Annotated in this window: 12 protein-coding genes; 3 read left to right on the top strand and 9 right to left on the bottom strand. The window is 67.6% G+C overall.

What is annotated here, in order from left to right; genetic code table 11:
• Positions 1-19 precede the first annotated feature (19 nt).
• Positions 20-847: an SDR family NAD(P)-dependent oxidoreductase gene (locus B8W69_RS27730; protein ID WP_085292886.1), complete on the top strand. Its 828-nt coding sequence runs from the start codon at positions 20-22 to the stop codon at positions 845-847.
• A 76-nt stretch (positions 848-923) separates the two neighbouring features.
• The gene (locus B8W69_RS27735; RefSeq protein WP_085292887.1) at positions 924-1,775 is read left to right on the top strand and encodes an SDR family NAD(P)-dependent oxidoreductase; all 852 of its coding nucleotides are present in this window, start codon (positions 924-926) and stop codon (positions 1,773-1,775) included.
• An 18-nt stretch (positions 1,776-1,793) separates the two neighbouring features.
• Here the strand turns inward: B8W69_RS27735 and B8W69_RS27740 are convergent, their stop codons facing one another.
• The 3 genes from B8W69_RS27740 to B8W69_RS27750 form a co-directional block, all read right to left on the bottom strand.
• Positions 1,794-2,663 carry a glycine betaine ABC transporter substrate-binding protein gene (locus tag B8W69_RS27740; RefSeq protein ID WP_085292888.1) on the bottom strand — a complete coding sequence of 290 codons (870 nt, stop codon included), beginning with the start codon at positions 2,661-2,663 and terminating at the stop codon, positions 1,794-1,796.
• A complete protein-coding gene (locus B8W69_RS27745) occupies positions 2,660-3,868 on the bottom strand; it encodes an NAD(P)-dependent malic enzyme (RefSeq protein WP_085292889.1) in 1,209 nt (402 codons plus the stop codon). The genes B8W69_RS27740 and B8W69_RS27745 overlap by 4 nt, the downstream gene beginning before the upstream one ends.
• 92 nt (positions 3,869-3,960) lie before the next feature.
• The gene (locus tag B8W69_RS27750; protein WP_085292890.1) at positions 3,961-4,950 is read right to left on the bottom strand and encodes a malate dehydrogenase; all 990 of its coding nucleotides are present in this window, start codon (positions 4,948-4,950) and stop codon (positions 3,961-3,963) included.
• A gap of 189 nt (positions 4,951-5,139) precedes the next feature.
• Between B8W69_RS27750 and corA the strand changes: the two genes are divergently transcribed.
• A complete protein-coding gene (corA, locus tag B8W69_RS27755; RefSeq protein WP_085292898.1) occupies positions 5,140-6,240 on the top strand; it encodes a magnesium/cobalt transporter CorA in 1,101 nt (366 codons plus the stop codon).
• 6 nt (positions 6,241-6,246) lie between these two features.
• On the opposite strand, the gene B8W69_RS27760 is transcribed toward corA, so the two are convergent.
• The 6 genes from B8W69_RS27760 to B8W69_RS27785 are packed head-to-tail and all read right to left on the bottom strand — an operon-like array spanning position 6,247 to position 11,740.
• Positions 6,247-6,834 carry a suppressor of fused domain protein gene (locus B8W69_RS27760; protein WP_085292891.1) on the bottom strand — a complete coding sequence of 196 codons (588 nt, stop codon included), beginning with the start codon at positions 6,832-6,834 and terminating at the stop codon, positions 6,247-6,249.
• Positions 6,831-8,009: an ABC transporter ATP-binding protein gene (locus tag B8W69_RS27765; RefSeq protein WP_085292892.1), complete on the bottom strand. Its 1,179-nt coding sequence runs from the start codon at positions 8,007-8,009 to the stop codon at positions 6,831-6,833. The genes B8W69_RS27760 and B8W69_RS27765 overlap by 4 nt, the downstream gene beginning before the upstream one ends.
• 4 nt (positions 8,010-8,013) lie before the next feature.
• Positions 8,014-8,865, bottom strand: a complete 852-nt coding sequence (locus B8W69_RS27770) for a carbohydrate ABC transporter permease (protein ID WP_085292893.1) — start codon at positions 8,863-8,865, stop codon at positions 8,014-8,016.
• Entirely contained in the window at positions 8,855-9,742 is an 888-nt protein-coding gene (locus tag B8W69_RS27775; protein ID WP_085292899.1) for a carbohydrate ABC transporter permease, read from the bottom strand. The genes B8W69_RS27770 and B8W69_RS27775 overlap by 11 nt, the downstream gene beginning before the upstream one ends.
• Before the next feature lie 44 nt (positions 9,743-9,786).
• Entirely contained in the window at positions 9,787-11,169 is a 1,383-nt protein-coding gene (locus tag B8W69_RS27780) for an extracellular solute-binding protein (protein WP_245843387.1), read from the bottom strand.
• 52 nt (positions 11,170-11,221) lie between these two features.
• Complete coding sequence (locus tag B8W69_RS27785) at positions 11,222-11,740, bottom strand: general stress protein (protein WP_085292895.1); 519 nt, start codon at positions 11,738-11,740, stop codon at positions 11,222-11,224.
• Positions 11,741-12,149: the final 409 nt, after the last annotated feature.

Below are 12,149 nucleotides of genomic sequence, written 5' to 3' on the forward strand. Positions count from 1 at the left end.
CCGATAAGGAAGGGTGCTCATGCAAGGGTTCGCCGGCAAGGTCGCGGTAGTGACGGGCGCGGGTTCAGGTATCGGGCAGGCGCTGGCCCTGGAGTTGGCCCGCTCGGGCGCCAAGGTGGCGATCAGCGACGTCGACCTCGAGGGTCTGGGCCACACGGAGGAACAGCTGAAGGCGATTGGCGCGTCGTTCAAGTCCGATCGGCTCGATGTGACCGAGCGCGAGGCGTTCCTGGCCTACGCCGACAGCGTCAAGCAGCACTTCGGCACGGTCAACCAGATCTACAACAACGCCGGCATCGCCTTCACCGGTGACGTCGAAGTCACCCAGTTCAAGGACATCGAGCGGGTGATGGACGTCGACTTCTGGGGCGTCGTCAACGGCACCAAGGCGTTCCTGCCGCACCTGATCGCCTCCGGCGACGGGCACGTCGTCAACGTATCGAGCGTGTTCGGGCTCTTCGCGGTGCCCGGGCAGGCGGCCTACAACTCGGCCAAGTTCGCCGTGCGCGGCTTCACCGAGGCGCTACGGCAAGAGATGGGGGCGGCCGGCCACCCGGTGGCGGTGACCACGGTGCACCCAGGGGGCATCAAGACCGCCATCGCGCGCAACGCCACCGCCGCCGAGGGCCTCGACCAGGCCGAGCTGGCCAAGCTATTCGACAAGCGGCTGGCCAAGACCACCCCGCACCGCGCGGCCGAGATCATCCTGGACGCGGTGCGCAAGAAGAAGGCGCGGGTGCTGGTCGGTGCGGACGCCAAGTTGCTGGACATCCTGGTGCGGCTGACAGGTTCGGGTTACCAGCAGCTGTTCGGGCCGGTGATGGGCCGGTTGCTGCCCAAGCAGTGATCGATTTCGCCCTGCCGTAGCCGGATCGCTGGTAACGATTAGCGTCAAGCGGTCAAGCCGCACGAGGGAGTGTTGCATGGATACGTTCGCCGGCAAGGTCGCCGTCGTCACCGGCGCGGGTTCCGGTATCGGCCAGGCGCTGGCGGTCGAGCTGGGCCGGGCTGGCGCCAAGGTGGCCATCAGCGACGTCGACACCGCGGGGCTGGCGCAGACGGCCGAGCAGCTGACGGCGATGGGCGCGGCGTTCAAGTCCGATCGGCTCGACGTCACCGAGCGCGCGGCCTTCCTGACCTACGCCGACACGGTGAACGAGCACTTCGGCAAGGTCAACCAGATCTACAACAACGCCGGCATCACGTTCATCGGGTCCATCGAGGACAGCCGGTTCAAGGACATCGAGCGGGTCATCGACGTCGACTATTGGGGCGTCGTCAACGGCACCAAGGCGTTCCTGCCGCACCTGATCGCCTCGGGCGACGGGCACGTCATCAACATCTCGAGTGCGCTCGGCCTGTTCTCGGCGCCCGGCCAGGCGGCATACGTGTCGGCCAAGTTCGCCGTCCGGGGCTTCACTGAGGCGCTGCATCAGGAGATGGCCCGCGCCGGTCACCGCGTGCGGGTGACGACGGTGCATCCCGGCGGCATCCAGACCGCGTTCGCCCGCAACGCCACCGCCGTCGAGGGCCTCGACCACGCCGAGCTGGCCAGTGTGTTCGAGGAGCAGCAGGCCAAGACGACCCCGCAGCGGGCCGCGCAGCTGATCCTCGACGGCGTGCGCAAGAACAAGGCCCGCGTCCTGGTCGGCCCCGACGTCAAGGCGATGGACCTGTTGGTACGGGTTGCCGGGCCGAACTATGACCGACTGCTGGGCGGCCCCGTGATGAGCCGACTTCAGCAGGCCGTACACCGGCTAATGCCGAAGCGCTGACCCGGTCGATGAGCGCGGTCACCGGCCGAGTGGGTGCTCGGCCAGCCAGCCGCCCGCCACCGCCTGCGGGTCCGCGCCGGTGGCAACCTGGCGCCGCATCTCGACCAGGGCCGCACTGTCCAGCACGCCGGCCACTTCGTTGATCGCCAGCAACTGCCGATCGCTGAGCGCGTTGCGCCGATAGAGCGGCACCACGTTCTCGGCGCGGATCAGGGCGGGCTTGCCGTCGGCCAGCGCGACCAGGTCGCCAGGGGTGCCGGGATCGGTGGTGGTGGTCCACCCGGCGGTCAACTGTCCGGTCCGAATCGCGGCGAACATCGTTGTGCCATCCGGGAATTCGCGTGGCGCGGGAAGCCGGCAGGATCCGATCGTCGACGGCTCTTGATGCCCGGCGACGGTCCCGACGACGAGGCCGTCGCAGTGTTGGGGCAGCGTGCTCAAGTCGGCGCTGACATCGCTGCCGCCCCACGCCTTTGCGGTGGGTTGACTCACCAGCAACACGGGCTTGTCCTCGGCGGCCGTCGTGTAGTCGCCCGCGACGACGCCCTCGGGCAGCGCGGCGATCATCGCGCGGTAGACGTCTTTGTCCGACATCGCCGTCGCGCCGGGTTGCAGGGCTTGCAACGTGCGGCCGGTGAACGCGGGAACGACGGTGAACGCGCCGGAATCCAACTGCGGCTTCGGGTCGGCCGCGGTCGCGGCCCGCGCGCCGAACCCGTAGGACCGTAGGGCGGCGACGTACACGCCGGCCAGCAGCCCCGAATCGGCGTCGGGCCGGGATCCGACCACCACTTCGGCGCGGGCACGATGGTCGCCGGTGTCGGTGGCGCAACCGGCGACGGTCAGCGCGCCGGCGAGCAGCGGCACCGCCAGCCTGCCGATTCTCACCGCCCGGCGACGGAAGCGTCCGAAGCTTCCGTGGCCAGCGCGACCGCCGTGGCGACCGCTTCCCCGACGCGGGTGTCCAGGGGGCTGGGGACGATCCGGTCGAGGGCGAGGTCGTCGCTGACGACGGAGAAGATCGCCTCGGCCGCCGCGACCATCATCTTTTCGGTGATCCGGCGCGCGCCGGCTTCCAGCGCACCGCGGAACACGCCGGGGAAGGCCAGGACGTTGTTGATCTGATTCGGGAAATCGCTACGGCCGGTGGCCACCACCGCGGCGTACTTGGCCGCGATGTGCGGGTGGATCTCCGGATCGGGATTGGACAGCGCGAACACGATCCCGTTGGGTGCCATGGTCGCGATCATCTCTTCGGGGATTACGCCCCCCGACAGCCCCAGGAACACGTCGGCGCCGCGGATGGCTTCGGCCAGGCTGCCGGTCAGGCCGCTGGGATTGGTGCGCTGCGCCAGGGCCACCTTGACGTCGTTCATGTCGCCGCGACCGGTGTGCAGGATCCCGCGCGAGTCGAGCACGGTGATATCCGAAACACCCATCGCCATAAGGAGATTGGTGCACGCGATACCGGCCGCGCCGGCTCCGGACACCACCACCTTCAGCGAGGCCATGTCGCGGCCGAGCACCTTGCCGGCACCCATGAGCGCGGCCAGCACCACGATCGCCGTACCGTGCTGGTCGTCGTGCATCACCGGGCAGTCCAGCGCCTCGATGAGACGACGCTCGATCTCGAAGCAGCGTGGTGCCGAGATGTCCTCGAGGTTGACGGCGCCGAACGTCGGCCGCAGCCGCACCAGGGTTTCCACGATCTCGTCGGGGTCCTTGGTGTCGAGCACGATCGGGATGGCGTTCAGCCCGCCGTAGGCCTGAAACAGCGCGCACTTGCCTTCCATGACCGGCAGCGACGCCGCGGGTCCGATGTCGCCGAGGCCCAGTACCGCGCTGCCGTCGCTGACCACGGCCACCAGCCGGTTCGCCCAGGTGTAGCGGGCCGCCTGGGCGTGGTCGGCGGCGATCGCCCGGCTGACCTGTGCGACGCCGGGGGTGTAGGCGATCGACAAAGCGCGCTGGGTGTCCAGCGGGGACGTCAGGCCTACGGAAAGCTTGCCGCCTACGTGTGCCTCGAAGATCTCCGCGTCGGAGATCACGCCCTGCTCGGCATTCGTCTGTATCGATTCAAGCAATTCGGACACGCGCTCAAGGGTACTGACTACCCGTTAGTAGCCCTAATGGTGAGGTGGGTTCCCCCTGCCGATCCGGGGCGCCGCGGGGCTCGCGATCGCTGCTAGATCAGCTTGAGCTCCGTGACGGCGGCGCGCTCGTCGACCAGCTCGGCGGTGGTCTTGTCGATGCGGCCGCGGGAGAACTCGTCGATCTCCAGCCCCTGCACGATCGACCAGTTGCCGTCCTTGGTGGTCACCGGGAACGACGACACGATGCCCTCGGGCACGCCGTAGGAGCCGTCGGAGTAGACCGCCATCGACACCCAGTCACCGTCCGGGCTGCCCAGCAGCCAGGAACGGGCGGCGTCGACGGTGGCCGACGCGGCCGAGGCGGCCGACGAGGCTCCGCGCGCGTCGATGATCGCGGCGCCGCGCTTGGCCACAGTCGGGATGAAGTCGTTCTCGATCCAGTTCTGGTCATTCACCACCTCGGCGGCGTTCTTGCCGCCCACCTCGGCGTGGAAGATGTCGGGGTACTGGGTGGCCGAGTGGTTGCCCCAGATCGTCATCTTCTTGATGTCGGTGACCTTGGCGCCGGTCTTACGGGCCAGCTGCGAGATCGCCCGGTTGTGGTCCAGGCGGGTCAGCGCGGAGAACCGCTCCTTGGGGATGTCAGGGGCGTTGCTCAGCGCGATCAGCGCGTTGGTGTTGGCCGGGTTGCCGGTCACGCCGATGCGGACGTCGTCGGCTGCGACGGAGTTGAGGGCCTTGCCCTGCGCGGTGAAGATCGCACCGTTGGCCTCCAGTAGGTCGCTGCGCTCCATGCCCGGGCCACGCGGCCGCGCGCCGACCAGCAGCGCCAGGTTCACGCCGTCGAAGATCTTGTTCGCGTCCGCGCCGATCTCCACGCCGGACAGCAACGGGAACGCGCAGTCGTCCAGCTCCATCACGACGCCCTCGAGCGCCTTGAGGGCGGGCTCGATCTCCAGGAGACGCAGCTCGATCGGGCGGTCGGGGCCCAGCAGCGAGCCACTCGCCAGGCGGAACAATAGGCTGTAGCCGATCTGGCCGGCGGCGCCGGTGACGGCGACCTTGAGAGGACTTGCGCTCACGTCGATTTACTCCTTGTGGAGATGTTCGTGCAGATTCGGGTTCGGCTCGAAACTAGCGCACTCTTCTCGGCCGCCTATCCCCGGTCCGCTACCAGGGCTTTCCCGCCGCCTCATCGTCGCGCTTCGAACAGCCGGGACGCGTACCATGGAGCACCGCCTGGTCGGACCTGCGCACGGTGGGAGGTGGATGTGTTCCAGGGATTTGACGCATTGCCCGAAGCGCTTCGGCCCCTCGCGCACGAAACGCATCCCGAGCCGAGCCCGGCCCCCGAGCCGCCCAAGGAGACACTGGTCGACTGCGCCGTCTACGCCGACGGCCACCGACTGCCCGGCAAACTGGGCTACGCGGCCGCCCTGGATAAAGTGCGCGAGATCGAAACGCTGGGGCACGACGGCTTCGTCTGGGTCGGCCTGCGCGAACCCAGCCAGTCCGAGATGCAGGAAGTGGCCGACGTGTTCGGGCTGCACCCGCTGGCCGTGGAAGACGCGGTGTGCGCCCACCAGCGGCCCAAGGTGGAGCGCTACGACGACACCCTGTTCCTGGTCCTCAAGACCGTCAACTACGTGCCGCACGAATCGGTGGTGCTGGCCCGCGAGATCGTCGAGACCGGCGAAATCATGGTCTTCGTCGGCAAGGATTTCGTGGTCACGGTGCGCCACGGCGAACACGGCGGGCTGTCCGAGGTGCGCAAGCGGATGGACGGCGATCCCCAGCAGATGCAGTTGGGCCCCTACGCGGTGATGCACGCGATCGCCGACCATGTGGTGGACCACTACCTCGAGGTGAGCGGTCTAATGCTGTCCGACATCGACAGCATCGAGGGGCTGGCGTTCGCCCCCGGCAGCAAGATCAACGTCGAGCCGATTTACCTGCTCAAGCGGGAGGTGGTCGAACTACGCCGATGCGTCAACCCACTGTCGGCCGCGTTCCATCGCATCCAGATGGACAACAAGGACGTGATCTCCAAAGAGGTGCGGCGCTATCTGCGCGACGTCGCCGACCACCAGTCCGAGGCCGCCGACCAGATCGCCAGCTACGACGACATGCTCAACTCGCTGATCCAGGCGGCACTGGCCCGCGTCGGGATGCAGCAGAACAACGACATGCGCAAGATGGCGGCCTGGGCCGGTATTTTGGCGGTGCCCACCATGGTCGCCGCCATCTACGGAATGAACTTCCATTTCATGCCCGAGCTGGACTGGACGTGGGGGTACCCGGGAATCATGGCCCTGATGGCCTTCTCTTGCGTGGGCCTGTACTTCCAGTTCCGGCGCAACAACTGGCTCTAGCGGGCGTCAACCGGGCTGTGCGGCAGGGCGATTCGGATCCAGCACGTCGACGCCGTCGTTATCCCACGCTTGACGCATCGCCTCGGCGCCCTTGAGCCGGACCCACGCGGCTTCGGTGGCGGTGATGGGCGTGGCCGACAGGAACTGCACCGGGTCGCAGGGTGGTTCCAGCGGAAGATCGCCAATCCCGCTGCGGCCCAACAGGACAGCGGTGAACGGCACCCGCGACGACGGGGACGCCCACAGCGGCGAGCCGAGGTCCACCAGCGCGTCGGGGCACAGCACCACACCATCGACAGCCGGGGCCGCCGCCAGGATCGCCAGGCTGCGCGCGATGCCGGAGACCGGACCGGGATCGCGCAGCCGCAGCACGACTTCGGCGCGCGGACCACGCACCGGGTCGGCCACATCCAGCGTCGGTTCGGTCATCGGGTGGCGCGAGCAGCCGAGCGTGACGTAGTGCACCGTGCCGTCCGGCTCGCGGAAACGCAGCACCTCGATGGTCTCGGTGCCCAGAAAGGTCACGCTCGCCGCATCGGGCTCGGCGTCGGTGAAGTGAGCCCGCAGATGCGCGCGTACCTGATCATGTGTCACGGCGTACCCGCCGGCGAGATGGTGAGGTTCGCTCCCGAGTCGGCATCGAAGACCACCAGCTTGCTGGTGTCAAAGGCCAGCTCGATCGACCGCCCGATGGCCGCCTTCGATTCGGCCGGAACCCTTGCCACGAACTGGTTTTCGTGGGCGTCCGATTCGGCGGCCAGCTCGTCCAGCTGGGCCGAGTGGGCGGCCCACGCCGCGGTGGAGAAGTAGACGTACTTGTCCGCGCCCAGCGACTCGACCAAGTCGACCTTCACCTCGAACGTCAGCGCCCTGATGCGCTGGTAACCGTCTATCAGTGCGGCGTCGGACAGATGCTCGGGCCGCACACCGACGATGACGTTCGCGGGCGCCGGATGCTGCCCGATCACCTCTTGGACCTCAGGTGTCAACATCACCTCACCGAACGGCAGTTTGAGCCCGCCCGGCATCAGCGTGGCCGGGAAGAAGTTCATGGCCGGCGAGCCGATGAAGCCGGCGACGAACAAGTTGGCCGGATGCTCGTAGAGCTCGTCGGGGGTGCCGATCTGTTGCGCGACACCGGAATGCATCACCACCACGCGATCGCCCAGTGTCATGGCCTCGGTCTGGTCGTGGGTGACGTAGACCGTCGTGGTGCCCAGGCGCTTCTGCAGCCGGGCGATCTCACCGCGCATCTGGACCCGCAATTTCGCGTCCAGGTTCGACAGCGGCTCGTCCATCAGAAACGCCTTGGGATGGCGCACGATGGCGCGACCCATCGCCACCCGCTGCCGCTGCCCGCCCGACAACTGCGATGGTTTGCGGTCCAGAAGTTCGGTCAGATCAAGGGTTTTCGCCGTCTCCTCGACCTTCTGGGCGACCTCGGCCTTCTTCATCTTGGCCAGCGTCAGCGGAAAGGCGATGTTCTGCCGCACCGTCATGTGCGGGTACAGCGCATAGGACTGGAACACCATCGCGATGTCGCGGTCTTTGGGCGCCTTCTCGTTCACCCGTTCGCCGCCGATGCGCAGTTCGCCGGACGAAATGTCCTCGAGCCCGGCGATCATGTTCAGCGTCGTGGTCTTGCCGCAGCCCGAAGGGCCCACCAGGATCAGGAATTCGCCGTCGGCGATGGCGAGGTTCAGGTCGTGCACCGCCGTCGCGCCGTCGGGGTAACTCTTGCTGACATGGTCCAGCACAATCTCGGCCATCCAGTTATCCCTTCACCGCGCCAGAGGTCAACCCGGCGACGATTCGTCGTTGGAAGATTAAAACAAAAACGATGATGGGGACGGTGATCACCACGGCGCCGGCCGCGATCGAGCCGGTCGGCTCCTCGAACTGGGAACTGCCGCTGAAGTTCACGATCGCCACCGGCGCGGTGATGGCCGCTTTGGTGGCGGTCAGCGTCAACGCCAGCAACAGATCGTTCCAGGCGAAGATGAACACCAGAATCGCCGCCGTCACCACGCCGGGCGCCGCCAACGGCACGATCACCTTGCGGAACGCCTGGGCCGGTGTCGCCCCGTCCATTTTCGCCGCCTTCTCCAGATCCCAAGGGATCTCCCGGAAGAACGCCGACAGCGTGTAGATCGCCAGCGGCAGCGCGAAGGTGATGTACGGCAGGATCAGGCCGGGCCAGGTGTCGAATAAGCCGACGAACCTTTCGATGTTGAACAGCGGCGTCACCAGCGAGATTGCGGGAAACATGGTGATCAGCAGGGTGGTTCCGACCAGCAAACGCTTGCCCGGAAAGTCCAGGCGGGCAATCGCGTACGCCGCCATCGCACCGAGCACGACCGCGATCACGGTGGTAATCAACCCGACTCCGACGGAGTTGATCAGCGCCGAACTGAAGAAGTCGCCGCGAAAGATGCCGCGATAGTTGTCGAAGGATATCGACGACGGAATCAGCTTGCCGTCCTTGATCGTTGAACTCGGTTTCAGCGACAGGCTGAAGATCCACAGCACCGGAAGAAGGGCATACACCACCACCAGGGTGTCGATGACGGCCCAGATCGCGGTGCGCCGCGCGCCCGTCGACAGGCCCGCCCCGTTAGCGGCCATCGACGTCCCCCCCGGGCGCCGCCGCGCCGAACGCCTTGATGAACAGCAGCGCGATCAGACCGACGCAGACGAAGATCAGCACGCTGATCGCCGAGCCGAGCCCGACGTTGAAGCCCTTGAACAGGTTGTCGTAGCCCAGCATCGACACCGATCCGGTGTTGTTGGCGCCGTTGGTGATCACGTAGATGTTGTCGAAGATGCGAAACGCGTCCAGCGTCCGGAACAACAAGGCGACCACCACCGCGGGCTTGATGATCGGCAGGGTCACTCCGGTCAGCCGCCGCCACGCGCCCGCGCCGTCGACCTGGGCGGCCCTGAGCAGATCCTCCGGCACCAGCGCCAAGCCGGCCAGCAACAGCAGCGACATGAACGGCGTGGTTTTCCACACCTCGGCTAGGACGACGATCGCCAGCGACGGGATCTGATCGGTCAGCGGGGCACTGCCCTGCGGCAGCAGGTTGGCCAGGTAGCCGGTGCCCGGCGTCCACGCGTAATACCAGCTGTACGACGCGACGACGGTGACGATGCCGTACGGGATCAGCACCGCGGTACGCACCAGACCCTTGCCGACCAGGGTGCGGTGCATCACCAGCGCCAGCGCCAGGCCCAGCACGAATTCCAGGGACACCGAGACCACCGTGATGCCCAGCGTCACCGCCAGCGCGGTCCACCAATAGCGGTCGGTCAGGATGGTCACGTAGTTGTCCAGGCCGACGAACGCGGTGCCATCGGGCACGGCAAGATTGTTGCGCTGCAGGCTCAACCACACCGCGTAGCCGATGGGATACGCCGTCACCGCCAGCATCAGGATCGCGGCCGGCGCTACGAGAAGAAGCGCCAACCGTTGCTCGGAGGGCCGCCCGCGCAACCGTGTCATGACGAAAGGCGTTCGCGCGGTGCGGGTTTCGCTGCTCGCTTGCGTCACGGCAGCAACCCTTTCCCGTCGATGGCCTTCTGCACCTGGGTGCTGAGCTCGTCGGCGGTCCGCTCGGGGTCGATCTGACCGATCGGGCTCAGCGTCGCGGCCAGCCGGATGGCCACACCCTGATAGACCGGCGTGGCCGGGCGCACCGCGGCATCGGTGAGCTGCCGGCGGATGATCGTGTACATCGGATACTTGCTCTGGAACTGCGGATCGGAATACAGCGAGGTGCGCACCGGGGGCAGGCCACCTTCGATCGCGACGTACTTCTGATGCGCCAGGTTACGCAGGCAGCGAATGGCTTCGAAGGCTTCGGCACGGTGCCGGGTGGTGCTGGCCACCGCGAGGTTGGCCCCGCCGATCGTCACCTTGGCCGGACGGCCCGGTGCCACACCGGGATACGGTGCAAAGCCGAAAACCTTCTGGCTGGCCTGATACGCGATACGGAACTGCTCGTCGCTGGGCACGAACGTCCCGGCGTCGTTGATGCTGCCTGCCAGCTCCGGATTCCGGTTGAGCGGCAGGAAGGGCACCCCGCCCTTCACCGCGTTCTCCAGCATGGACGCCAGCGCGTACGGCCAGTTGACCGCGAGCGCCGCCCTTCCCTGTTCGACTGCCAACCGCGCGGTGCTCTCGTCCGTTCGGCTGATCGACGGATCGGCTCCCGGTGCGAGGGCCACCGACTTGAGGACGCGCAGCGCTGTGACGGTGGCCGCCCGGTGCGCCGGCGTGTCGGTGAGCGTGACGCGGCGGCCGTCGTCGGAGAGCACCTGGCCACCCCCGCTCACCAGCAGGGTGTTGAACCAGACCACCAGGCCCTCGCCCTCGTTGGCCTGCACGCCGATCCAGCTGGGCTGCCCCGCGTCGTGCAATCGGGTTGCCTCGGACACCATGCCGTCCCAGGTTCGCGGCGGCTGGGCTACCAAATCGGGCCGATACCAGAGCAATTCGGTGTTCGTGGTGACGGGTGCGCCGTACAGCTTGCCGCGCCAGCGCGCCGTCGACAGCGGGCCCGGCAACGTGTCCACCGTGGCGTCGGCCTCGGCTCGCCCCTGCGGGTCGTCGGACAACGGCACCGCCCAGCCCGCCTCACCGAACTCGGCCGTCCACACCACGTCCAGCGACATCACGTCCAGGGTGCGGTCGTGGCCGGTCAGCCGGCGGGCCAGCTGCAGACGCTGCTCCCCGGGGGCCCGGGGCAGACTGATCTGCTGAATGGCGAAGCGGCCGTTGAATTGCTTCGTGCAGTCCTGGGCGACCGCGGTGAACGTCGCACCGTCGGCGGCCGTCGTGTAGAAGCTGATGACCAGCCCGTGGCTCGCGGAAGCGCACGCCGACACCGCCGCGGCGATGATTGCCGTCGCCAGCGCGATTGCGCCCATCCGGCGCACGCGCCTGCGGCGACTCACCACTAATTCACACCTCTCGCGCGCCTCAGATCGCTAAGCGCGCCAACAGGTCCCGCGCCTTTTCTGCGTTTTGCGGATCACAGAGCACGTCGTAGCGCCCGGCTACCAACTGCATCGTCGAGCTGAAATCCCGTGTGCCACGGGCCATCGAATAGGGAACAGCGGAAGTGATCAGACCGAAGAAGACACCGGCGACGACGCCGGTGGGCACCACGGCCCACGTGTGGCTGAAAATGCTCAGCACCAGCCCGATGAACAACCCCAGCCACGCCCCGCTCAACACGCCGCCGCCCAGCACCTTCGGCCACGTCAGCCTGCCGGTGACCCGCTCCACCTGCATCAGGTCGACACCGACGATGGTCACCTGCTCCACCGGGAACTGCTGGTCGGACAGGTAGTCGACGGCGCGCTGCGCCTCGGCGTAGGTGGGGTACGCCCCGACCGGCCAGCCCTTCGGCGGCGTCGGCAGCCCCGGCCCTCGGCGACCCGCCGCGCCCGGAGGCGTGGCGCCGGGAACCTGGCCGGGCTGGAAAGGATTAGTCATCGCCGCTCATTGTCCTCCGCCTCGGCCGTCGTTTCATCACAGGGCCTCCCCACCCTATCCATCGACCTTGTGTCACCTGCGGAAACACGGTTCGTCCGGCGACGTGGACCCGCTCCCAGTGCCGCGACGAGCCGGGGTTTCGCTCCGGACGGGCCCGGACACGCCGCGGCACCTTCGTGTGCCCGGCGGCGATTCGAGGTGACACCCGTCACCTGCGCATGGACTAGGTTGAACACCATGACAGCTCCCGGAGACGGCTTCGGCGAGGGCGGGCACCACGAGAAGGCCGATCCGTCCGCCGCCGGCGGCGGGGCCGTAGTCCCTTCGCCGGTGGCCGGCCCCCCCCCGAACCGCCGCCGGGGGCGTGCTGGGGTTGCAGCGTGTCCCCGCCCCGCGGGCGCGGGGCCCC

Source organism: Mycolicibacterium vulneris, from assembly GCF_002104765.1.
GTDB classification, from domain to species: domain Bacteria; phylum Actinomycetota; class Actinomycetes; order Mycobacteriales; family Mycobacteriaceae; genus Mycobacterium; species Mycobacterium vulneris.